This window comes from Collinsella aerofaciens (assembly GCF_041537385.1).
Taxonomy (GTDB): Bacteria; Actinomycetota; Coriobacteriia; order Coriobacteriales; family Coriobacteriaceae; genus Collinsella; species Collinsella aerofaciens_BV.
This window is the reverse complement of record NZ_JBGORS010000001.1, coordinates 398386-422345: the sequence shown is the minus strand read 5'-3', so window position 1 is coordinate 422345 and position 23960 is coordinate 398386. Positions and strand designations below refer to the sequence as shown.

Sequence of the window (23960 nt, the reverse complement as noted above, 5' to 3'; positions counted from 1 at the left end):
ACCAGTGTTTGATTCCCTGAGCGATCGCCTCAACGACACATTTGACCGCCTGCGCGGCAAGGGCAAGCTAACCGAGGCCGATATCACCTCGGCCATGCGCGACATTCGCATGGCGCTGCTCGAGGCCGACGTCAACTTTAAGGTTGTCAAGGAGTTTGTGGCCAAGACCAAGGAGCGCTGTATGACCGCCGAGGTCATGGAGTCGCTGTCGCCGGCGCAAAACGTCGTCAAGATCGTGCTCGACGAGCTCACCGAGATGCTCGGCTCCACCGAGAGCAAGCTCGTCTTTAGCAACCGCATTCCCAATGTCATCATGCTCGTGGGCCTTCAGGGCTCCGGTAAGACCACGGCGGCTGTAAAGCTGGCCTACCTGCTTAAGAAGCAGGGCCGCTCGCCGCTGCTCGCCGCGTGCGACGTCTACCGTCCCGCCGCTGCCGACCAGTTGGCCACACTCGGTGGAGAGATCGGTGTGCCGGTCTTCCGCGGCGACGGCGAGCATCCGGTCGATATCGCCAAGGGCGCCATCCAGGAGGCCGTCGACCACCTGCGCGACGTGGTCATCGTCGATACCGCCGGTCGTCTGCAGATCGATGAGCAGATGATGCAGGAGGCCGTGAACATCAAGAAGGCCGTCAAGCCCGATCAGGTGCTGATGGTCGTCGATGCCATGACCGGCCAGGATATCGTCAACGTGGTCTCGACGTTTGCCGAGCGCACCGACTTTGACGGCGTGATCATCTCCAAGCTCGATGGCGATGCCCGTGGCGGCGGTGCGCTTTCCGTGCGCCAGGTGACCGGCAAGCCCATCAAGTTCGTGAGCATGGGCGAGAAGCCCGATTCGCTGGAGCCGTTCTACCCCGACCGCATGGCCAAGCGAATCTTGGGCATGGGCGACGTCGTCGGCATCATCGAGAAGGCCCAGGAGGCCGCCGATGCCGAGCAGCTCGAGGCCGCCGAGCGCATGCTGCGCGAGGGCTTTACCATGAACGACATGCTGGACCAGATGAAAGCCGTCAAGAAGATGGGCGGCATGAAGGGTATCCTGGGCATGCTCCCCGGCGGCCAGCGCGCGCTCAACCAGATGGGCGGTAACCTGGACGAGGGCATCTTCGACAAGAACGAGGCCATCATCATGTCGATGACCAAGGAGGAGCGCCTGCGTCCCTCCATTATCAACGGCCAGCGTCGCGCGCGTATCGCCAAAGGCGCCGGCGTGACCCCCACCGAGGTCAATAGCCTTATGAAGCAGTGGGGCGAGATGAATAAGATGATGGGCCGCATGCGCACGATGGCCAATCAGGCGCAGGCCGGCGGCAAGAAGGGCAAGAAGGGCAAAAAGGGCAAAAAGATGCGCATGCCCAATATTCCCGGTCTGGATGCCATGGGCCTTGGCGGCATGGGCGGCCTGGGTACGGGCGGTCCCAAGTCCGATATGGAGCTACTGCGCCAGATGGAAGCGCAGATGCGTAATATGAAGTAACGACTGCTTGAGTCGTGTATGGCGAAGGCCGCCTGGATGGTACTCCAGGCGGCCTTCGCCGTTCGTTCGCAGGTTGTTGCAAGCGTTGAAGCGTGCTGACGCGCAGTTTTGCCGTTAGTGGCAGCCACAGCCCTCGTGGCCCTCGTGCTCGTGATGACCGTGGCAGCTGCAGGACTCGCCATGCTCGTGGGCGTGCTCGTGGTCGTGGCCGTGGCAGCCGCACGTGGCCTCGCCGTTCTGTGCGAGCGTGCCGGCGATAAGGGCCTCGACGCAGGCATCGCAGCTGCCTTGGGCTCCTGCATAGACCGTGATGCCGGCCTGGGTGAGCGCGTTGATAGCGCCGCCGCCGATGCCGCCGCAGATGAGCGTGTCCACGCCGCCGTTGGCGAGCAGACCCGCAAGGGCACCGTGGCCGGTGCCGCCGGTGCCTACGACCTGCTCGTTGAGCACCTTGCCATCTTGGATGTCGTAGATCTTGAACTGCTCGCTGCGACCAAAGTGCATAAAGATGTTGCCGTTGTCATACGTGGTTGCCACCCTCATGGTGTCGACCTCCTTTGCTGGCCATGCGGCCGTCGTCGTGGTGATGGGGGAGTATGCGATATTGCCGCCCTCAATGCTGAGTTTCCGACCGTTGACCAGCGCGTTTGCCACCTTGCGATGTGCGCGGCTGCAGATGGCCGCCACGGTGGCACGGGCGATGCCCATTTGTTGGGCGACGGCCTCCTGATTGAGGCCTTCCAAGTCGCACAGGCGCAGCACCTCGAGTTCGTCGATTGTCATGTCGATGGCGTCTCCACTGGCTAGGCCGTCGGGAGTAAAGCCGCGATATTCGGGGATGATCCCAACACGGCGTAATTTTTCGCGTCTTCCTGCCATACACTCTCCAAATCTGACATATGTCAACAATAGAATAGCGAACGTGCGGATTTGCGCAAGGAATTTCTGGCATATGTCAGAAAATGAGGGCTTATGTTTGGGCTGTGGGTCCGCGTGCGCCTGGGCTACAATAAAAATCGCTTATAGGCGACTGACAGGAGGGTCAATGAGCAAGGCTGATCAACAGTTTGTAGCCATGTGCCGCGATATTCTGGACCATGGCACCACCACCGAGGGCCAAAAGGTCCGTCCGGTGTGGGAGGACGGCACCCCTGCCTATACCATTAAAAACTTTGGCGTTACGGCACGCTACGACCTGCGCGAGGAGTTCCCCGCGCTTACCCTGCGCCGCACGGCGCTTAAGTCTGCGATGGACGAGATCCTGTGGATCTATCAAAAGAAGTCCAATAACGTCCATGACCTCAACAGCCATATTTGGGATGAGTGGGCCGATGAGACCGGCTCCATCGGCAAGGCCTACGGGTACCAGATTGGTCAGAAGAGCCATTATGCCGAGGGCGATTTTGACCAGATGGACCGCGTTCTGTACGACCTTAAGAACACGCCGTACAGCCGCCGCATTATGACGAATACCTATGTGTTTAGCGACCTGTCCGAGATGCACCTGTATCCGTGCGCCTACAGCGTGACCTATAACGTGACGCAGCGCCCGCAGGACGACAAGCCGACGCTCAACATGATTCTCAACCAGCGCAGCCAGGACATTTTGGCCGCGAACAACTGGAATGTGTGCCAGTACGCCATCTTGCTGATGATGGTCGCGCAATCGGTCGATATGATTCCCGGTGAGCTGTTGCATGTGATTGCCGATGCCCATATTTACGACCGTCATGTCGATATCGTTCGCGAACTTATCGAGCGTCCGCAGTTTGCGGCGCCCAAGGTAACGCTTAACCCCGACGTGCACGATTTCTACGCGTTTACGACCGACGATCTGATTGTCGAGGGCTACGAGCACGGGCCGCAGGTCAAGAACATCCCCATTGCAGTGTAGGTGACGCTCATGACGTGTAAGCTATCTGCCATCGTCGCCGTGTGTGACGATTGGGGTATTGGGTGCGAGGGGGACATGGTGGTGTCCAATCGCGCCGACATGCGCCATTTTGTGGCGTGCACCAAAGGCTGCCCGGTCATTATGGGGCGCAAGACGCTGCTGAGTTTTCCCGGCGGGCGTCCGCTCAAGAACCGCCGCAATATCGTGCTTACCCGCGATGAGAGCTTTGCCCCCGAGGGCGTCAACGTGGTGCATAGCATCGACGAGGCGCTCGCCGCGGTTGCCGATGAGCCCGTAGCCTGGGTGATCGGTGGCGGCGAGGTGTATCGGCAGTTTTTGCCGTATTGCGCCGAGGCCGAGGTCACGCACAACCATTGCACTCATGCCGTGGACACGTACTTTCCCGATTTGGATGCCGATCCTGCGTGGGAAGTTGCGCGGCGCGAAGGGGTTGCCACGATTGCCGCGGGCGAGGGTGACGAAGGCCTCGATTATGAGTTCGTGACGTATCGTCGCGTTGAGGCGTAAATCGCCTAGCGTGAACGGTATCATCAGGTTGATTGAATGAATGGGGCGGCGCTTAGCGTCGCCTCGTTTGGTATAGATGTGCTGTAAAGAAGGGTGCGGGCTAGCTGCTATGACTGATGCCGTTGAGGTTCTGCGAATTGATTCGCTCGAGGACGAGCGGCTCGATGCCTACGTGCGACTGACCGAGCGCGAGCTGCGCTGCGTGCTGGAGCCGCAAAAGGGCATCTTTATCGCCGAGAGTGCCAAGGTTATCGAGCGTGCGGTGCGTGCCGGATACCAGCCGGTGAGCTTTCTTTTGGGCGAACGCTGGCTCGACCAGATGATGCCGCTGTTTGAGCGCCTGGTTGTAAGCGAGGACGCGGGTCCGGTTCCTGTGTTCGTGGCGTCCATGGAGCTCATGGAGCAGTTGACGGGCTTTAACGTGACGCGCGGTGCGCTCGCGGCGTTCCGTCGCCCGCGTCAGATTCCGGTTGATGAGTTCTTGGGCGGCGTCGTCGAGGCGGCGGGTGAGCGCCCGGTGCGCGTATGCGTGCTCGAGGGCATTGTCGATCACACGAACGTGGGCGCGATTTTCCGCTCGGCCGCCGCGCTGAACGTCGATGGCATTTTGGTGAGCCCCACTTGCTGTGACCCCCTGTATCGTCGCTCGGCTCGTGTGAGCATGGGCACGGTGTTTCAGGTGCCGTGGACGCGTATTGGCAGCGAGGCGCGCGTATGGCCGCACGACGGCCTGGCGTCGTTGCATCATGCCGGGTTCTCATGTGCCGCCATGGCGCTGACGGACGACTCCGTTTCGCTGGACGATCCGGCGTTGCAGGAGATTGATCGTCTGGCGATCTTTATGGGCACCGAGGGTGCTGGCCTGGGCGCCAAGACTATCGCGGGCTGCGACCGGGCCGTGCGCATTCCGATGGCGCACGGGGTCGATTCGCTCAACGTGGCCGCGGCGAGTGCCGTCGCCTTTTGGCAGCTGTGTCCGCACGTGAGCAATGAGTACCACTACCAGCCGGGGCTGTATCACTAGGCAGATAGTTCGCACCGGGCTCTGACTCGGGGTGTTTCGGTCGACGCCGGTCGGTGCTAAGCTGCTATTGGCTTTGGTCTTAAATTGCCGTTTTGTTGTTTGACGTACGCTGGCGGGGAGGGCGTGTGGCTAAGAAATCTACGGCTATCGATGTAACGCAAGGTGTTATTTGGCAGCAATTGCTGTCGCTGTGCGTTCCCATCTTTTTTAGTTCGTTTTTTCAGCAGGCCTATACGCTTATCGGTACCTATATCGTCGGTCAGTTTGGCGGCAAGCTCGCGCTGGGTGGCATTCAAGCAACGATGGTGCTCACCGAGCTCTGCATTGGCTTTTGCGTTGGCGTCGGCGCCGGCTGCGCGGTCATTACCGGACAGTATTTTGGCCAGCACGATGATGAGCGGCTGAGTCGTTCGGTCCATACGGCCATGACGCTCGCGCTGGTGGGCGGTATCGTTTTCTCGATTCTTGGCATAGTGTTCGTTGAGCCCATGCTGGTACTTATGAACACGCCGCATGAACTATTGGCCGAGGGCGTGGCCTATGCTCGTTGCTATTTTGCCGCCATGGTTGCGGCACTGCTGCTCAATATGGGAACGGCACTGCTGCGAGCCGTGGGCGACACGCGCGGGCCTGCTGTGATCATCGCTTCCGGCTGCCTTGTTAATGCGGTGCTGGATGTCATCTTCGTTGCCGTGCTTCATATGGAGGCTCTGGGCTGCGGCATCGCGGTAGCGCTGACCATTTGCTCCAACGCCACGATGATCGTGATTCGTATGATGCACGCACCGGGTGCGTGGCGGCTTTCATTGTCCAAACTCGGTATTGATCCTGGCATTTGTAAGAGCATGATCTCGTGTGGTCTGCCGCTTGGCTTTCAGTCTGCTGCGTATTCGATTTCCAACGTTTTGATTCAGGTGTCGGTCAACTCGTTTGGCGCCGATGTCACCACGGCGTGGGGTCTTTCGGGCCGCTTAGATGGCATTGTCTGGATGGTTACCGAGGCGCTTGGCGTGTCGATCACCACGTTTTCGGCACAGAACTTTGGCGCGCGCAACTACGAGCGCATGCGCAAGGGCTACCATACGTCGCTCGTGCTGTCGTTTATGCTCATTGGTGGCCTGTCTGCCGTGCTGCTGGTGTTCTCGGGTCCTCTGTCGCGTCTGTTTGTCGACGATGCTTCGATTTCGGCGTACACCACGACGATTCTTCATTTTATCGCGCCGTTCTACGCGATCTTCTCTATTATCGAAAACGCGTCGGGCTCCATTCGCGGTGCCGGCGTGAGCTTGCAGCCCATGCTGCTCACGATTTTTGGCACCGTCGTGCTCAGGGTGATCTGGGTGTTCGCGATCATGCCGTTCGACCCGTCGCTTGAGCACCTGCTGCTGGTTTACCCCGTAACCTGGCTCATTACGGCTACGATGTTTACCATCTACCACCACAGCGGCAACTGGCTCGGTCGCGCCACCGCCTAACGATCCCTGGGGGACGGAGGAAAACGGATCATTGCTCTCCGTCGTGATGTCGATGATCCGTTTTCTTCCGTCCCCTTTGGATCATTTAGTATTCGATGCCTTGGCGGGCTAGGAGTCCTTCGTCGAAGTAGTGTTTGACGGGGCGCATTTCGGTGACCAGGTCGGCGAGGTCCGCGAGGGGCAGCAGCCCGCGTCCGGTGAGCACGAGCTCCGTGGTGGCGGGCTTCAGCGCGATCAGCCCCTCCACATCCTCGCGCGTCACAAAGCCGCGGCGCATGGCTTCTCCCAGTTCATCCAAGATCAGCACGTCGACCTGTGATATCTGCTCGCGTGCGAGCTCCATGATCTGTGCGGCGCAAGCCTCAGGCGTGTCACGGTCTGCCTGTACAATGCGCAGTCCCAGGCGCGGCGCGGCATCGTGTTCGGCGCAGTGCAGCTTCTTGGCAAACTGAAGCATGAGCACGTTAAGTCCATAGCCCGTGGCGCGCAGTGCGAGCCCCAGCGCAGCCGTCGTCTTGCCCTTGCCGTCTCCCGTATAGATCTGAACCTTGCCGATTTCAAGTGATGCCATCTCTGTCCTTTCGTGCCCGGCGTCGGTTTATCGCCGTCCGGGTTGGGTATTATAGATAGCATTATCAACCCCAGTAGATGGAGTTCAAGCAGATGGAGATGGATGACAACAAACGTAGACGGAATATGATCCTCTACGTGCTCATCGCCTTCGTCGTCTACCTCGTGCTCTCGACCGTTCTGTTCCCCAACATCGGTCACACGCAGCAGATTACGAAGACCGATTACTCGACGTTTGTCAAAGCGCTCGATAAGAAGAGCGTCGATAAGGTCGAATACAATACCGACGATTACACCATTTATTACTCCAAAAAGGGCGAGGACGAGAATATCGCCTACAAGACGACCGGCGTGCCGAATGATGCGGGTTTTACCGACCGCGTGCTTGAATCCGGTGCGTCCCTGGAGTCGGTCGTTCCCGATGAAAATTCGGGTCTGATGACCTACTACCTGCTCACGCTCATCCTCCCCATGGCCATCTTCTTCCTCATCGGTTGGTGGCTCAACCGTCGTATGAAGAAGGCTATGGGTGATGACGGTCCGTCGATGAACTTTGGCGGCGGCTTTGGCGGCGGCGGACTGGGCAAGTCCGGCGCTCGCGTTATCGCCTCCAAAGATGTGGGTGTGACCTTTAAGGATGTTGCCGGCCAGGAGGAGGCCAAGGAGTCTCTCAAGGAGGTCGTCGACTTTCTGGAGAAGCCGCAGCGCTACGAGGAGATCGGCGCCAAGCTGCCGCGCGGCGCTCTTCTTGTTGGCCCTCCGGGTACCGGTAAGACCCTGCTTGCCAAGGCTGTTGCCGGCGAGACGGGTGTGCCGTTCTTTAGCATTTCGGGCTCCGAGTTCGTCGAGATGTTCGTCGGCCGTGGCGCTGCCAAGGTGCGTGATCTGTTTAAGCAGGCCAAGGAAAAGGCCCCGTGCATTGTCTTTATCGATGAGATCGATACCATCGGCAAGAAGCGCGATGGCGGCGGCTTTAGCGGCAACGACGAGCGCGAGCAGACGCTCAACCAGCTGCTGACCGAGATGGACGGTTTCGATAACCACAAGGGCATCGTCGTCCTCGCTGCCACCAACCGTCCCGACAGCCTTGACCCGGCCTTGCTGCGCCCCGGCCGTTTTGACCGCCGCATCCCCGTTGAGCTGCCCGACCTGACCGGCCGCAAGAACATCCTCGAGCTGCATGCGAAGAGCGTGAAGACGCAGCCGCCGATCGACCTGTCCGCGATTGCCCGCGCCACCCCCGGCGCCTCGGGCGCCGACCTGGCCAACATCATCAACGAGGGCGCCCTGCGTGCCGTCCGCGAGGGGCGCAAGCGCGCGACCCAGGATGATTTTGAGGAGTCGGTGGAGGTCGTCATCGCCGGACAGCAGCGTAAGTCCACGGTGCTGTCCGACCACGAGAAGCAGGTCGTTTCCTACCACGAGATCGGCCATGCTATCGTCGCCGCCCGCCAGAAGGGGTCTGCGCCGGTCACCAAGATCACCATCGTGCCGCGCACGAGCGGCGCTCTGGGCTACACCATGCAGGTTGAGGAGGATGAACGCTTCCTGACCACGCGCCAGGAGGTACTGGACAAGCTCGCTGTCTACTGCGGCGGACGTGCCGCCGAGGAGCTTATTTTTGGCGAGATGACGACCGGCGCAGCCAACGATATCGAGCAGGCCACCAAGCTCGCCCGCAACATGGTGACGCGCTTTGGTATGTCCGATGAGTTTGGCATGATGGCGCTCGGTACCGTTCAGAATGCGTACCTCAACCAGGACACGTCGCTCACCTGCGCCCCTGGTACGGCCGAGCGCGTGGACGCGATTGTCGCCAAGCTGATCGAGGATGCGCACGACCGCGCCCTGCAGATCCTGAAGGAGAACAAGTTTAAGCTTCACGAGCTGGCTCGTTATCTCTACAAGAAGGAGACGATCACCGGCGAGGAGTTCATGAATCTCCTCACGCGCGAGAATCCGCTGATGCCAAAGCAGCAGTAGCGTTGCGTTCGGGACAGTAAATGTCGATGCCCCATTTGAGTGCGTATCTCAAATGGGGCGTTTTGCTTGAGGGGAATGCACATGAAGATTGTGGTGAGCGCCTGCTTGATGGGAGAGAGCTGCAAGTACAACGGTCTCGATAATTACCATCGCGACCTGGTCGAGTCCTGCGAGCGTACGGGGACCGAGGTCCTCTTGGTGTGCCCTGAGGTCTTTGGCGGCCTGCCCACGCCGCGCGATCCCTCCGAGATCGTGGACGGCGAGGTCCGTACCTGCGAGGGCGCCTCGGTCGATCGCGAGTTTCGCTTGGGCGCTCAACGTGCGCTCGCTATGTGCGAGCAGGCGGGCGGCCCTTCCGAGATTGCTGCGTGTATCTTGCGGGACCGCAGCCCCTCATGCGGTGCGGGTCGCATCTACGATGGCACGTTTAGTGGTACGCTCACCGCGGGCAACGGCGTTTTTGTCGATCTGTTGCTGCGTCACGGCTACCGCGTCATTCCAGCTAGCAACTTCGACCCCAGCATGCTGAAATAGCAAATGAAAGGGGCGGCCATCGAGTGGATGGTCGCCCCTTTTTCTGTCGAGTTAAACTATTTCAACAATTGTTCAATGGAATTTACCCATATAAAACCTGCCAAAATAAACTTGTCCCTTTTTGGCAGGTTAGGCGAGGAACGTGTTGCCGTAGGCGTTGGCAGCCTTGATGGCGGCGGCGAACTTTTCGTCGGTGAAGGGCTCGGGGTTTCCCTGCTTCCACTCGTTGGTGTCGTGCGCATACTCGCACAGGGCGGGGATATCGGACTCGGAAAGCCCGACCTGCTCAAGCGTCACGGGCAGCCCCATCTCCTTGTTAAAGGCTGCGTAGCGCTCAAGGTTCTCGGTATCGCCCGTGTAGGCAAACAGCACCAGCACGCCCAGGCTTACGACCTCCCCGTGCAGGTAGGAGCCCTCGCGCGGAATGCTGCACGTGGCGTTGTAGAACGCATGCGCCACGCTCGAGTTGTAGTAGTAATCGTTTTGGTTGGTCAGGTTGGAGACGTAGCCCGTGTTGACCACGATATCGAGCGCGATCTGCTTGACGGCTTCGGTCGACTGGTCCTGGCGCACGTCCTTTAGACCCTGTACGCCATAGGTAAACAGCGGCTCGGAGCAGGTGTGCGCAAGTGCTAGGCCAAGACCGGCGGTGTGCTCCAAGTTGCCGGCGCTCGTGGCGTACTCGACCTCGGGTTGCTTGGACAGGGCGTCGCCCACGCCGGCCCAGAAGTACTCCGCCGGAGCCTCGGCGATGATCTTGGGGTTGATGAAGATGTGCGCGGGGCGGTTGGGGTACGAATAGCCCTCGAGCGAGCCGTCGTCGTTGTACACGACGGCAATGGCGGTCGCGGCGGAGCAGTTGGAACAGATTGTCGGGACGGTGAAGACGATCTTCTTGAGCTCGATGGCTGCGGTCTTCACGGTGTCGAGCGCCTTGCCGCCGCCGCATGCGATGAGCACGTCAGATTCCTGGCAGGCAGGGGAGTTCACGACCTTGGCGATATTGGCACGCGTGCTGTTGGTGCCATAGACGCGCTTCTCTAGAATCTCGACATCGGTACCTTCAAGCGCCGCCTCGATGCCCGGCAGCGCCGCAGCCAGTGCCCGCTTGCCACCGATGATCGCGACCTTGGTCGCTCCGTACTCGGCCAGCGCGCCGGGCAGTTCGTCAAAGCAGTCCTCGCCGACGGTATAGTCGCTCATTCCAATTGTGCGCATAGGTACCTTCTTTCGTGAGATAGAGTGCTTTCAGGTATTTTGCTCCAAGAGAATGCTCGCGACCATGATAAATTTCCAAAATATGAAACCAATGTTGAGGGTTTTTCGCCGGCTCGGAACGTGCTAGCATACTCCGCATAAGCGTTGATGGGGACGAGTAGTCGGCCGTCCGCATGCTACAGAGAGCGGGGAGCGCTGAGAACCCGTGCATGCGACCGATAAAAATCACCCCGGAGCTGCGGTCCCAACGGGCGCGCCGCACAGGCACGTCTTAGTAGATATCGCCGAGATGGTCGTCGATACAGGCCAGCCGAGTAACGGATGCGAGCGCGCGAATACGCGGGCGAGGGCATCTAAGCTGGGTGGTTAAGCGAAGAGCTTTTGCGGGCGTACAGCCCGTTTTGTGGCGCTTCGTCCCAGCTTGTAGGGACGGGCGCTTTTTTGGTGCCCAACGGGCGTGCGCGCCCACGACATGAAAGGGGTACCGTGGCAAACGAGTACAAGCAGACGATGAATCTGCCCAAGACCGGTTTTCCCATGCGTGCCGGTCTTTCCAAGTCCGAGCCCAAGCGACTCAAGGACTGGCAGGACAACAAGGTCTACGAGCAGGTTCTGAAGAAGAACGAGGGTCACAAGAAGTTCGTGCTGCACGACGGCCCTCCGTACGCCAACGGCCCGATCCACATCGGCCACGCCATGAACAAGATCTCCAAGGACATGATCAACCGCTACTGGATGATGCAGGGCTATGAGGTTCCCTATGTCCCCGGTTGGGACTGCCACGGCCAGCCGATCGAGCACAAGGTCGAGGAGAAGCTCGGCACCGAGAAGTTCAACCAGACCCCCACGGCCAAGATCCGTGAGCTCTGCAATGAGTTCGCTGTCGAGAACATCGAGCTGCAGAAGGCCGGCTTCCGTCGTCTGGGCGTGCTTGGCGACTGGGACAACCCCTACCTGACGCTCTATCACCAGCATGACGCCGCCGACATTGAGGTCTTTAAGGCCATGTTCGATAAGGGTATGATCTATCGCGGACACAAGCCGGTTCACTGGTGCAAGCACTGCCACACCGCGCTGGCCGAGGCCGAGATCGAGTACTCCGACGAGACGAGCCCATCCATCTTCGTTCGCTTTGAGATGACCTCCAAGCCCGCCGGCCTCGAGAACTTCGACGGCCCGGTCGACTTTATCATCTGGACGACCACCCCGTGGACCATCCCCTCCGACCAGGCCGTTTCCCTTAAGCCCGGCGCCGCCTATGTCGCCGTTGAGCACGAGGGTCGTGCCGAGGTCATGCTTGAGGACCTGGCTCCCAAGTGCTGCGAGGAGTTTGGCTGGGAGTACACCCCGGTTATGGTTGACGGCAAGCCCTACGTGGTTCCCGCCGAGACTTTCCACCACATCCACTACAAGCAGCCGATCTTTGACGGTATTGAGGGCGTGGCGCTGCTGGCCGATTACGTCGGTGTCGATGACGGTACCGGTATCGTCCACAACTCGCCCGGCCACGGCGTCGACGACTACTTTGCCTGCCTCAAGGAGGGCATCACCGACATCTGCATGCCGGTTGACGACGACGGCAAGTTCTACACCGGTGAGGAGTTTGGCACAGGTGGCCCCTTCAGCGGTATGGATACCGATGAGGCCAACCCGCACATCATTGAGTTCCTGCGCGAGCGCGGCACCCTGGTCCTCGAGAAGAAGATCACGCACAGCTATCCGCACTGCTGGCGCTGCAAGCACCCGGTGCTCTTCCGTGCTACCGATCAGTGGTTTGTCTCGATGGACAAGACCGGTTTGCGCGAGCAGGCTGGCAAAGAGGTCCGCGAGAACGTCAAGTGGTATCCGACCCACGCGGCAAACCGCATCGGCGCCATGGTCGAGCAGCGTCCCGACTGGTGCATCAGCCGTCAGCGCAACTGGGGCGTGCCTATCCCCAGCTACACCTGCGCCGACTGCGGCGAGAAAGTCATGAACGGCGCCACGCTCGATGCTGTCATCAAGCTCTTCCACGAGAAGGGCTCCGATGCCTGGTTCACCGACGCTCCCGAGAGCTACCTGGGCGAGGCCTGTGTCTGCCCCAAGTGCGGTGGCCATCACCTCAAGGCCGATAAGGACATCCTCGACGTGTGGTGGGACTCCGGCGTATCTTGGAAGGCCGTCTGCGAGTATCGCCCCGAGCTGGAGTATCCGGCGGACGTGTATCTTGAGGGCTCCGACCAGCACCGCGGTTGGTTCCAGAGCTCGCTGCTGACCTCGGTGGGTGCCAACGGCCACGCTCCGTACAAGGCAGTCGTCTCGCAGGGCTTCACGCTCGATGGCCAGGGCCGCAAGATGTCCAAGTCGCTCGGCAACGTCATCGACCCCAACAAGGTCTGCGACGAGATGGGCGCCGACATCATTCGCCTGTGGGTCGCCTCGGTCGACACCAGCTCCGACGTCTCCATCGACCACGAGATTCTTGCTCGTACGTCCGATGCCTACCGTCGTTTCCGCAACACGCTGCGCTTCCTGCTCTCCGAGCTCGAAGGTCAGTTTGAGCCCGAGACCGACGGCGTCGCCTTTGCCGACCTGTTGCCGCTCGACAAGCTCATGGTTGCCCGTCTGACCCAGGTCCAGGCCGAGGTCGACGACGCTTACTCTTGCTACGAGTTCCCGCGCGCCTACCGTGCGCTCTACGACTTTGTTGTTACCGAGCTTTCCAACGTGTACCTCGACGCCCTGAAGGACCGTCTGTACTGCGAAAAGCCCGGCTCGCTCGAGCGCCGCAGCGCCCAGACCGTGCTCGCCGAGCTCTTCTCGATGCTCATGCGCGATCTGCAGCCGATTCTGTCCTACACCGTCGATGAGGCCATGGCCTATGCGCCCGCCGGCTGCGTCGATCATCAGAAGTACGCTGCGCTGCTCGATTGGTACAGGTCGCCCATCACGATCGACGAGGCCAATGAGTTTGAGGGCGTGCTCGAGGCTTCGCTCGAGCTCCGTGGCGCCGTGACCAAGGCCCTTGAGGATGCCCGTTCTGCCGGCACCTTCACCAAGAGCCAGCAGGTCCGTGTCAAGGCGGTCGTTCCCGCCGAGATGTATGCGCTGCTGACCGGCGACAAGGCCGTCGACCTCGCCGAGTTCTACATCGTCTCCGATGTTGAGCTGACCCAGGGTGAGGAGCTCTCCGTTGCCATCGAGGCTGCCGAGGGTGAGTGCTGCGACCGTTGCTGGAACTATCGCACCACCGTCGGCGAGTACAACGGCCACGCGCATATCTGCAAGCGCTGCGCTGATGCCCTTTAAGGCACAGTAACTCGGCATTTTAGTTATAGGGAGAATTTGGACGCCTTCGGCCCATTTGCCCCGTTGAATAAAAGCGACATTCTGTTATCCGGAATGTCGCTTTCTTTTATGCTGGTTATTTATCTGACGTTAGCGAATATGTCGTGCGCTCTGCGTGTGGCGATATAAGATGGTTAATTGCATTAAACGTAATTCGATGTTCTTGAGGGTAGGGGATTTCTTTGGGTCGTGGTGCGGATATGACGCCGCCTTTGCGTTGGCGGTTGGGTGCTGCTGGTGGGGTAGCGCTCATTGTGCTGCTTGTTGACCAGCTGGCCAAGCTTGCGGTTCGTGCCGTGGGCGATGCTCTGCATGTGACCGTTATCCCCGGTGTGATTGACTTTCTGTTTGTCCGCAATATCGGAGCTGCCTTTAGCATGGGCGAGGGCCATGGCGTTGCGTTCGCCGTGCTGGCGCTTGCAGTTATCGTCGCCATTGCCGTGTACCTGGTTCGTGCGCCTCAACTCGCACGCCTAGAGGTTGTGGGCATGGCTATGGTTGCGGGCGGTGCTATCGGCAACGCGATCGATCGCCTGGCCATGGGCTTTGTGACTGATTTTATCGCTACTACCTTCATCGACTTTCCCGTCTTTAATGTCGCCGATATTGGCATTACGGTCGGTGTCGTGCTGGCGCTCATCGGTTATATGTTCTTGAGCCCCGCTGCTCGCGAGGTCGATGCGACCGCCGAGCTCAACGCCCGTGACGAGGCCCGCGCCAAGCGCAAAGCCAAACAGCGTGGGGAGCGTGCCCGCAAGATTCGCGAAAGGAATGAGCGTTAATGGCCGACATCCACATTCTCGTTGCCGATGATTCCGCTGGTCAGCGCCTCGACGCCTATCTGGGCGCCAACGATGGCTGTCCTACGCGCTCTGCCTGCGCACATCTGATTGAGGGCGGTGCCGTATGTGTCAATGGCGAGACCTGCCTGTCAAAAAAGTATGCCGTGCGCTCGGGTGACCGCATCTCGGTCGACCTGCCCGAGCCGCATGATCCCACCGATGTGATTCCCGAGGCCATCCCGCTCGACATTCGCTACGAGGACGACTACCTCATCGTGCTCTCCAAACAGCGCGGTCTCGTGTGCCATCCCGCCCATGGCCACGAGAGCGGCACCCTTGCGAACGCCCTGGTCTACCACTGCGGCATCGATCATCTGGGTACCGTGCAGGGTGAGGACCGCCCCGGCATCGTGCATCGCCTGGATCGCGATACCTCGGGCCTTATGCTCGCGGCAAAAGACGACGACACCCAGCGCGCGCTTCAAAATCTTATCCGCACGCGCACGCTCGACCGTCGCTATATCACGCTCGTTCACGGGCACATCGCCATGGACGAGGGCACTATCAACACCGGTATTGCTCGATCGACGCGCGACCGCGTGAAGATGGCGGTTTCCGATGACCCCTTTGCCCGTCAGGCCATCACGACCTTCAAGGTGCTCGAGCGCTTTGATTCCACGCGTTTCGACGACGGCTATACGCTTGTCGAGTGCCACCTGTTTACCGGCCGCACGCACCAGATTCGCGTGCACATGCGCCATATCAACCACGCCTGCGTGGGCGATCCGCTTTACGGCAAGTGCGATGTGCGTGCCGATCAGGGTCTGACCAGGCAGTTTCTGCATTCTTGGCGCGTGGCGTTCGACCATCCCGTGACGGGGGAGCGTATTGAGTGCCGTGACGAGCTGCCGTGGGACCTTGCGGCGGTTCTGGATGATCTGGCCCCGCGTTCGCTTGGCCGCACTGCCGCCGGTGACGAAATCGTCCCGCAGCTCGGTCTGCTCGAAGCCTAGCCAGTATTAGGTGGTTTCTTGAACTCGGTAAGCCTACGGTAAGATATACGGTTGTTTACGTAACGCGTTGCTGGGAGCCTGCATGCTCGCCTTTTTACATACCAACACACCCATCGTGATCTTCAACCAGATTGTCGTCACGCTGCTCACGGTCTGCTTTCTGTACCAGGTGGTCTTCTTTGTCATTGGCGCTCTCCGTGGTGAGGTCGCGCCTCCCAAGGCAAAAAAACTCCATCGTTATGCCTTCTTTATTGCGGCGCATAATGAGGAGGCCGTGATTGCCAACCTCGTTCGCTCCATCAAGGATCAGGACTATCCGTCCGAGCTTATCGAGGTCTTCGTGGTCGCCGATGCCTGCACCGACAACACGGCGCAGCTCGCGCGCGAGGCGGGCGCCATCGTTTATGAGCGCAACGACCTGGCCCGCAAGGGTAAGAGCTGGGTCATGGACTTTGGCTTTGACCGTATTCTTAACGAGTATCCCGATACCTTTGAGGGCTACTTTATTTTCGATGCCGATAACGTCATCTCCCGCGATTACGTGTCCAAGATGAACGATGCCTTTGACCAGGGCTTCCATGTGGTCACGAGCTATCGCAACTCCAAGAACTTCGGCAGCTCGTGGATCTCGGCGGCTAATGCTACGTGGTATCTGCGCGAGGCGCGCTTCCTTAACAATGCGCGTAATATCTGCAAGACGTCCTGCGCTGTCTCGGGTTCGGGTTACCTTATCTCGGCGAGCGTGATCGAGGGCATGCACGGTTGGCAGTTCCATACGCTGACCGAGGACATTCAGTTCACCACGTTCTGCGCCATTCACGGCATTCGCATTGGCTATGCGCCGGCGGAGTTCTTTGACGAACAGCCCGTGACGTTTAAGGCGTCCTGGAAACAGCGTATGCGCTGGACCAAGGGCTTCTACCAGGTGTTCTTTACTTACGGTAAGCACCTTGTCAAATCGACCTTCCGCTACCATCGCTTTGCCGCTTACGACATGTTCATGACCATCGCCCCTGGTATGCTGCTGTCCTTGATCTCGATGCTCGCTAATGCGACGTTCTTGATTGTGGGTGGCCTTTCGCATGGTTTCTTGGCTACTGAGGTTGAGATGCAGGCTTGTGCTGCCTCGCTTATCATGACGTTCGCGATGATGTACCAGACCTTCTTTATCCTGGCGCTGCTCACGACCATCTTTGAGTACAAGCACATTCATTGCGCGCAAAAGTGGCGTTTGGTGACCAACCTGTTTACCTTCCCGATCTTTATGTTCAGCTATATCCCCATTACGGTGGCAGCGCTGTTCTTGAAGGTCGACTGGGTGCCGACGCAGCACGCCGTGAGCGTTACCCTCGACGAGGTCATGCAAGGCGCCAAATAACCAGCATCAAAACCACCACAAAGGGACAGCGCCTTTGTGGTGGTTTTTGCTTTTGCGATGCAGCTCGAGGAGGTGCTCGATGGTCTATATCCCGTTTTGGATCTGCGCTTTTGCCGGTGCGGTGATTGATCTCCGTGAGCAGCGGTTTCCGAATGCGCTTGCCGGCGCGTGTGCCGTGGCGGCGTTTGCGGGCGTTTGGCTCGACAAGGGCGTTAACACGGCGCTTGACCACGCCGGTCCTGCTGTCATCGTCTACCTTGCCCTTGTGCTTACTGAGTCACTCTGGCGTCGTGTTCGCCACGCCCCTGGCATTGGCATGGGAGATGCCAAGGCGCTCTTTGCCCTTTGCACTCTTGACCCACTGGGTGGCATCGTTGCGTTTGCTGCCTCGCTCCTTGCCCTTGCCTCCTCCTGCCTCTTCACAAAATCGCGCTCCCTGCCTTTGCTGCCGTTTTTGGTGCCAATATTTGCCATAATCGAGGTTGTGGGTAGTACGCTGTAACCGTTTGCGCGCCCTTTTTAAGGAGCATGCCATGGCAACCAATCAACAGACAGCCGCCATCAAGGCGCGGATGGATCGCATTCCCGCGGCGTTGTCGCCCGAGTTGGTCGAGCGTATCGCCGCCGACCGCGCCTCGGGTGTCGTTAATCCCTATCGATGCGGTGACGACCAGGTCATCCGACGTGTCGATCGGACCGCAGACGAGGGCACGCTCATGCGTCCGGCCTTCATGCGCGATACCGAAAAGATTCTGCATCTGCCCGCATACACCCGTTATGCAGGCAAAACGCAGGTCTTCAGTTTTCGCAGCAATGACGACCTTTCGCGTCGCGGCCTGCACGTGCAGCTTGTCTCGCGCATCGCTCGCGATATCGGACGTGCTCTGGGGCTCAACTGCGATCTGATCGAGGCGATTGGCTTAGGTCATGACTTGGGTCATACGCCCTTCGGTCATGCCGGTGAGCGTTTTCTCAACAATATCTATCACGAGCACACGGGTCGTTATTTTTTCCATAACGTTCAGTCGGTCCGCGTGCTCGACGCGCTGTACGGCCGCAACGTGTCGCTTCAGACGCTCGATGGCGTGCTATGCCACAACGGTGAGTACGAACAGCGTGTGTTTGAGCTTTCGGACCTGAGCTCCTTTGACCAGTTCGACCGAACCGTCGAGGAATGCATTGCTACGGGCTATAGCGCAATTGAGCATCTGCGCCCCATGACGCTCGAAGGCTGCGTGGTTCGCATCTCGGATATCCTTGCCTACGTTGGGCGCGATCGCCAAGACGCCATTGCGGCAGGCCTGCTGTCACCTGACGCTTTTGACGATGACCTGGTCGGAGGATACAACAGCTGGATCCTCACGCATGCCTCCATCGATATCGTCGAGCACAGCTATGGCAAGCCACGCATCGAGATGAGCGAGGACCTGTTTGAGGAGATCCGCCGAGCCAAGCGCGAGAACTACGAGAAGATCTATAGCAAGGGCGGCATTGAAGGCGACTCCGAAGCGGAGCTGCGCGAGGCCTTCGAAAAGCTCTACGACCGTTGCCTGCAGGATATAAACGAAGGCAACGAGTCTTCTTACATCTTTAAGCACCACATTTCTCGCATTGAGCGGCAGCTTTCCTACTACGAACGCACCTATGCCTGGCAGGACGATATAGATCAGACCGTAGTGGATTACATTGCGAGCATGACAGATGGCTATTTCTGCGAGCTCACGAGCAAGCTGTTCCCGGGCTTGAAGTTTCCGCACCGTACCTATATTAACGAACGGTAGTTCGTATATTTTCGGTATACTGTAGGTGAAAACGTTTTTGATTGATGCACGGGATGGCTATGGACGACCTTTTTTCTGCTTCGACGCGTGAGCGTTCCTTTCAGAATGCGCCGCTTGCGGTGCGCATGCGCCCTAATTCGCTGGACGAGTACGTGGGCCAGCAAAAGGCCGTCGGTAAGGGCTCTTGGTTGCGTGCCGCGATTGAGCATGACGTGCTTTCGAGTGTGATCCTGTACGGGCCGGCCGGTACAGGCAAGACGACGCTGGCCCACATTATCGCCAACCATACCAAGAGCGAGTTTGTCGAGGTCAGCGCCGTGACGGGCACTGTAAAGGACCTTCGTCGCGTGATTGACGAGGCCAAGACGCGCCTGAATACCTACGACCGCCGCACCATTCTTTTCATCGATGAGATTCACCGCTTTTCCAAGTCGCAGCAGGATGCCCTGCTGCATGCAGTTGAGAACCGTACCGTCATTATGATTGGCGCCACGACGGAGAATCCGTACTTCGAGGTCAACTCGGCGTTGCTCTCGCGCGGTCGCGTGGTGGAGCTTGAGCACCTCAAGGACGAGGATATTGCCATGCTTATCGAGCGTGCGCTCGAGGCGCCGCAGGGTTTGAACGGCAAGTTCTCGGTCGATGAGGATACGGTTAAGACCATCTGCACGCTGGCAGCGGGTGACGCTCGCTCGGCGCTCACGACACTCGAGCTTGCGAGCGAGATTGCCGTCACGCGTCCCGATACCGAGGGTACGTCAGCGCCGGCGGCGGGAGAGCGTTATCCCATTACCGTGGATGATGTAAAGATTGCCAACCCGCGTCGTGGCTTTTCGTACGACAAAAACGGCGACATGCACTACGACATCATTAGTGCGTTTATTAAGTCTATGCGCGGTAGCGATCCCGATGCCACGATCTATTGGCTTGCGCGCATGATTGACGCAGGGGAGGACCCCAAGTTTATCGCTCGTCGCATTATGATTCAGGCTTCCGAGGATGTTGGCAACGCCGACCCACAGGCGCTTTTGGTGGCACATGCCGCGTTTAAGTCTGCCGAGGTCATTGGCTATCCCGAGTGTCGCATTAACCTGGCTCAGGCTGCACTCTATGTGTGCCTGGCGCCAAAATCCAACGCGTGCGAGGCTTCGATCGATGCGGCGTTGGCCGATATCCATTCAAGTGGGCTGCGCGAGGTGCCGAGCTATCTGCGCGACCGTCATCGCCCGGGCAGCGACGAATACGGTGCGTATAAGTATCCGCATGATTATCCCGAAGGCTGGGTCGATCAGCGCTATTTGCCCGAGGGGCTGGAGCGCGGTGCGTTTTGGCAGCCTGCCGGCCGCGGCTGGGAAGAGTGGCGTGTAGAGCAAAGCGAGCGCGATCGTAGCGGTAACGCGCCCAAGTAGGTTATAGGAACCCCGTATATTCCCTTTGGGTACTTTCCCCTTCTTTGGGGTACCATGAAAAGCGTCTGTATTTCGATTCCTTCGGGAGGCTTGTATGAGTCCCATTCAAATCGCCCTGCTGTTGCTCGCCGTTGCCGGTGTGTGGGCTGTTATCGAGCTCGCGCTCACGCTACGAAAGACCCGTACCGTCGTTGGTTCGCTCGACAAGACGGTGAGCGACCTTAACAATACGATCGCCGAGGCGCAGCCGGTGGTGGCAAAACTCGACGGCGCTGTCGACGAGCTTACGCCGGCACTTGCCCAGATGGAGCCGCTGCTTAAGTCGAGTAAGACGGCAGTTGATGCCCTTACCTCCAACCTCGTCGAGGTTGAGGCGGTTGTTCGCGACATTTCCGAGGTTACGGGCAGCATGGCCGAGGCCAGCAATGCTGTGTCGAGCGTGACCGACTCTGCGGCCGGTGCCGTGCAGAAACTCTTTAACAAGGTGAAGGCTCCCGCGGCCGACGCCGAGCGCAAGCTTTCCGCTGCAGCCGAAGCCGAGCAGCCGACCGAGCGTGTCCTGATTGGCGAAGCCGGGGACGATGCCGCTGCTGGTGACGATGGTGCACAGAAGCCTGCTGCTAAAGCAGCCCAGTATTACACCTACACCCCCGCCGAGTCCTCCGAGGAGTCCTGCGATGAGTAGCGAAGCAACTTGCCCCATCACGCTGACTGTTGCCGGGGATCCGCGTCTGGCGCGTCTCGTACGTATGACGGCCGCCAATGTCGGTGCGCTGTGCTCCATGTCCGTTGATCGCATCGAGGACATCCGTATGGCTGCCGAGGAAGCCTTTATCTTTGGCTGCACGGCTGTTGATTCCGACGACATCTCGATCATATTCGACGTCGACGAATCTCACGTGGGCATGACTTTTACCTTTGGTGACCAGGCGACTGTCGATGAGGATGACCAGGCTGCTGTGTATGCCGAGCTCATTTTGGCGAGCGTGTGCGATTCCTATGAAAAGACTGAGGCGCCCCTGACGCTTTCCCTCGATCTCAAGGCGGATATCTAATATGATCGAACGTTCCCGGAGCGGTAAGACCGCTTGGGACAAGGAGAAAACCCGCGAGCTGTTTCGTCGCTACAAAGAGACCGGTGATCCGGACGCACGCGAGCAGCTCGTCATGTCCCACATGAACCTGGTAAGGTTTCTTGCCAACAAATTTAAGAACCGCGGTGAGCCGCTTGACGACCTTATGCAGGTCGGATACCTGGGTCTACTCAAGGCAATCGACCGCTTTGATCCCGAGCGCGGACTCGAGTTCACCACGTTTGCCACGCCTACCATCCTGGGCGAGATCAAGCGTCACTTCCGTGACAAGGGGTGGAGCGTGCGCGTGCCGCGCCGTCTGCAGGAGCTTTCTGCCAAGGTTAACCAGGCTACCGACAAGCTTACCAACGAGTTGCAGCGCTCGCCTAAGGTCGAAGAAATCGCTGAGTACCTGGACGTGACCGTTGACGAGGTGCTGGAGGCCATGGAGTCGTCCTCGGCCTATACCTCGGTACCTATCGAGGCTCCCGGTGCGTCCGATTCCGACGATGCACCCTCGATTCTCGACCGCTACGCCGACGACGACAACGAGCTCGATTTTACCGATGACCGCCTGGTAATCGAGGAAGCCATCCGTGATTTCTCGCCGCGCGAGCGCGAGGTTATCGAGCTGCGTTTTGTGAAGGGCATGACCCAGATCGAGATCGCAAAGAAGCTGGGAATCTCGCAGGTGCAGGTCTCGCGCCTGCTGCGCCGTACCCTTAAGAAGATTCAAGATAAGATTGACCCCGACGGAGTTATGGTTCGTTCATGAGTGAGCACCCCCAACAAACCGACCGCACGCTGCGCGATACCCGTATTCTGACGCTTCGCATTTGGGCTGTCGTCGGCTGCATTGTCATCGCCGCCGTCATCTTTAACCTTATGGGTATCCTGGCGCCGGTTATCGAGTTTCTCGCTGTCGGTTCCATCATCGCTTTTGTGATGTCACCAATCACCAACTGGCTCGAGCATCACGGCGTCAACCGTGGCATTGGTTCGCTTATCGCGCTTATCGTCGTCGTCGCCGCGCTCGTTGGTGTCGTCTGTATCCTGTCGCCTATTTTGCTCGGTCAGATTATGGAAGTCCTGAGCCGTCTACCTGAGCAGCTTCGCGTTGCGGGCGGTGATCTCAACGAGATGATCTCGCATGCCAAGACGCTCAACAACACGCCTCTCAAGGAGTACCTGGACGATAACCTGTCCTCGCTGGTTACTGTGGCGTCTAAGTATGTATCACAAATCGCTGCCGAGCTCGGTCGCGGTGTATTCCCGCTCATTAGCAACACGGCCTCGCAGCTGTTCGTCATCTTCCTGGGCTTGGTGCTTGCCTATTGGTTGGCCTGCGACTATCCCCGTATGCACCACGAGGTCTGCACCATCATTGGCCAGGAAAAGGAGACCTCGTACCGCTTTATGGTCGCGATTCTTTCGCGCTCGGTCGGCGGTTATATGCGCGGCATGGTCGTGACGTCCATCTGCGGTGGCATCCTCGCCTTTATCGGCTTTACGCTCATCGGCCATCCCTACGCGGCGCTCATGGCCATTTTTACCGGCATCATGCATTTGGTCCCGGTTGTTGGCCCCTGGGTAAGCGCGGCGATCGCCACGGTGCTCGGCTTTATGTTCAGCCCCATGCTTGCGTTGTGGACGCTCGTTGTGACCATGGTGGCTCAAAACGTCACCGATAACGTCATTTCCCCCAAGGTCATGCAGAGTTCGGTGCAGGTGCATCCCGTCATGAGCCTGACGGCGCTCGTTATTGGTTCGGCACTCATGGGTCCCATCGGCATGGTCATCGCTATTCCGCTATGCGCGGCCCTCAAGGGCATTTTCGTCTACTACTTTGAGAACGAGACCGGCCGCCAGCTCGTGGCATACGATGGCGCCGTGTTTAAGGGCACGCCGTATCGCGATACCGAGGGTAACCCGGTCGCCGCCTATGACGCGCTTGGAGACGATACATTCATTTACGAGTCCGAGCTCATCGGCAACGAGACTGCGCCCGAGGCCCAGGCCATGCCCAAGCCCGAGCTCGAGAATCCCTGGATTAAGCTCTCGGGCCTGCAGCCCGATGCGACGGGTTTCTTCAAGAACCCCTTCGCCAAGGACGACGATTCCAGCACGGACGATACCAAAACCGGCATCGACGGCTCCATGGACGATTCGGATTCTAAATAAGTCCTATTAACGTTTCTTGAAGTTGTAAATGACAAGAAACACGAGCAAAGCGATTGATAAGGGGCCGGCTACATAGAAAAAGAGAACGTCAATTGCGCGTAGAGTGAAATAAGCCTTATCGCCGGACATTACTGTATACAATACGTAGCCAAATGCTGGTTGGTTTGCGTACCAGCAGGAGAATGCCAAGAGCGCTAAAAGCGCTACTACCAGAAGTGCATTCAGGACAAATCGTTTGCTTTTCATCGATCGTTCCTTCCGGTCGAGTCTTATATGGTATTTTACTAAAACAGTTTTTTAAAAGGATTGC

21 protein-coding genes are annotated in these 23960 nt (G+C 58.8%); 18 read left to right on the top strand and 3 right to left on the bottom strand.

Features of this window, described 5'->3' with window-relative positions; translation table 11 throughout:
- Positions 1-4 precede the first annotated feature (4 nt).
- The gene (gene ffh / locus ACEG18_RS01940; protein ID WP_372541048.1) at positions 5-1480 is read left to right on the top strand and encodes a signal recognition particle protein; all 1476 of its coding nucleotides are present in this window, start codon (positions 5-7) and stop codon (positions 1478-1480) included.
- Between the two features lie 114 nt (positions 1481-1594).
- Here the strand turns inward: ffh and ACEG18_RS01935 are convergent, their stop codons facing one another.
- Entirely contained in the window at positions 1595-2359 is a 765-nt protein-coding gene (locus tag ACEG18_RS01935; RefSeq protein WP_372541047.1) for a NifB/NifX family molybdenum-iron cluster-binding protein, read from the bottom strand.
- A gap of 166 nt (positions 2360-2525) precedes the next feature.
- On the opposite strand from ACEG18_RS01935, the gene thyA reads away from it, so the two are divergent.
- The 4 genes from thyA (at position 2526) to ACEG18_RS01915 (ending at position 6401) form a co-directional block, all read left to right on the top strand.
- Positions 2526-3374, top strand: coding sequence for a thymidylate synthase (gene thyA / locus ACEG18_RS01930; protein ID WP_089571709.1), 849 nt, complete (start codon positions 2526-2528; stop codon positions 3372-3374).
- A 9-nt stretch (positions 3375-3383) separates the two neighbouring features.
- Positions 3384-3902 carry a dihydrofolate reductase gene (locus ACEG18_RS01925; protein ID WP_372541046.1) on the top strand — a complete coding sequence of 173 codons (519 nt, stop codon included), beginning with the start codon at positions 3384-3386 and terminating at the stop codon, positions 3900-3902.
- Between the two features lie 109 nt (positions 3903-4011).
- A complete protein-coding gene (locus ACEG18_RS01920; RefSeq protein ID WP_372541045.1) occupies positions 4012-4926 on the top strand; it encodes a TrmH family RNA methyltransferase in 915 nt (304 codons plus the stop codon).
- Between the two features lie 125 nt (positions 4927-5051).
- Positions 5052-6401: an MATE family efflux transporter gene (locus ACEG18_RS01915; RefSeq protein WP_161115832.1), complete on the top strand. Its 1350-nt coding sequence runs from the start codon at positions 5052-5054 to the stop codon at positions 6399-6401.
- Between the two features lie 85 nt (positions 6402-6486).
- On the opposite strand, the gene ACEG18_RS01910 is transcribed toward ACEG18_RS01915, so the two are convergent.
- The gene (locus tag ACEG18_RS01910) at positions 6487-6972 is read right to left on the bottom strand and encodes a cob(I)yrinic acid a,c-diamide adenosyltransferase (RefSeq protein ID WP_372541044.1); all 486 of its coding nucleotides are present in this window, start codon (positions 6970-6972) and stop codon (positions 6487-6489) included.
- Positions 6973-7064: 92 nt separating this feature from the next.
- On the opposite strand from ACEG18_RS01910, the gene ftsH reads away from it, so the two are divergent.
- On the top strand, positions 7065-8954 hold the full coding sequence (gene ftsH, locus ACEG18_RS01905) for an ATP-dependent zinc metalloprotease FtsH (RefSeq protein ID WP_372541043.1): 1890 nt from the start codon (positions 7065-7067) through the stop codon (positions 8952-8954).
- Between the two features lie 81 nt (positions 8955-9035).
- Positions 9036-9488, top strand: coding sequence for a 2-thiouracil desulfurase family protein (locus ACEG18_RS01900; RefSeq protein WP_372541042.1), 453 nt, complete (start codon positions 9036-9038; stop codon positions 9486-9488).
- Positions 9489-9617: 129 nt separating this feature from the next.
- On the opposite strand, the gene ACEG18_RS01895 is transcribed toward ACEG18_RS01900, so the two are convergent.
- The gene (locus tag ACEG18_RS01895; RefSeq protein WP_372541041.1) at positions 9618-10706 is read right to left on the bottom strand and encodes an iron-containing alcohol dehydrogenase family protein; all 1089 of its coding nucleotides are present in this window, start codon (positions 10704-10706) and stop codon (positions 9618-9620) included.
- Between the two features lie 510 nt (positions 10707-11216).
- Between ACEG18_RS01895 and ileS the strand changes: the two genes are divergently transcribed.
- From ileS to ACEG18_RS01840, 11 genes are all read left to right on the top strand, one after another.
- The gene (gene ileS / locus ACEG18_RS01890) at positions 11217-13994 is read left to right on the top strand and encodes an isoleucine--tRNA ligase (protein WP_372541247.1); all 2778 of its coding nucleotides are present in this window, start codon (positions 11217-11219) and stop codon (positions 13992-13994) included.
- A gap of 239 nt (positions 13995-14233) precedes the next feature.
- Positions 14234-14815, top strand: a complete 582-nt coding sequence (gene lspA / locus ACEG18_RS01885) for a signal peptidase II (RefSeq protein WP_372541040.1) — start codon at positions 14234-14236, stop codon at positions 14813-14815.
- Entirely contained in the window at positions 14815-15828 is a 1014-nt protein-coding gene (locus ACEG18_RS01880; RefSeq protein WP_372541039.1) for an RluA family pseudouridine synthase, read from the top strand. Before lspA ends, ACEG18_RS01880 begins: the two co-directional genes overlap by 1 nt.
- Before the next feature lie 82 nt (positions 15829-15910).
- Complete coding sequence (locus ACEG18_RS01875; RefSeq protein ID WP_372541038.1) at positions 15911-17206, top strand: glycosyltransferase family 2 protein; 1296 nt, start codon at positions 15911-15913, stop codon at positions 17204-17206.
- Positions 17207-17285: 79 nt separating this feature from the next.
- The gene (locus ACEG18_RS01870) at positions 17286-17708 is read left to right on the top strand and encodes a prepilin peptidase (protein WP_372541037.1); all 423 of its coding nucleotides are present in this window, start codon (positions 17286-17288) and stop codon (positions 17706-17708) included.
- Between the two features lie 31 nt (positions 17709-17739).
- Positions 17740-18987 (top strand): deoxyguanosinetriphosphate triphosphohydrolase family protein, encoded by a 1248-nt coding sequence (locus ACEG18_RS01865; RefSeq protein ID WP_372541036.1) that lies wholly within the window; start codon positions 17740-17742, stop codon positions 18985-18987.
- Between the two features lie 59 nt (positions 18988-19046).
- On the top strand, positions 19047-20396 hold the full coding sequence (locus tag ACEG18_RS01860) for a replication-associated recombination protein A (RefSeq protein ID WP_372541035.1): 1350 nt from the start codon (positions 19047-19049) through the stop codon (positions 20394-20396).
- Positions 20397-20490: 94 nt separating this feature from the next.
- Positions 20491-21081, top strand: a complete 591-nt coding sequence (locus tag ACEG18_RS01855; protein ID WP_372541034.1) for a hypothetical protein — start codon at positions 20491-20493, stop codon at positions 21079-21081.
- On the top strand, positions 21074-21451 hold the full coding sequence (locus ACEG18_RS01850) for an ATP-binding protein (protein WP_372541033.1): 378 nt from the start codon (positions 21074-21076) through the stop codon (positions 21449-21451). Before ACEG18_RS01855 ends, ACEG18_RS01850 begins: the two co-directional genes overlap by 8 nt.
- A gap of 1 nt (position 21452) precedes the next feature.
- Entirely contained in the window at positions 21453-22244 is a 792-nt protein-coding gene (locus ACEG18_RS01845; RefSeq protein ID WP_372541032.1) for an RNA polymerase sigma factor SigF, read from the top strand.
- Positions 22241-23650 (top strand): AI-2E family transporter, encoded by a 1410-nt coding sequence (locus ACEG18_RS01840; protein ID WP_372541031.1) that lies wholly within the window; start codon positions 22241-22243, stop codon positions 23648-23650. Before ACEG18_RS01845 ends, ACEG18_RS01840 begins: the two co-directional genes overlap by 4 nt.
- Positions 23651-23960: the final 310 nt, after the last annotated feature.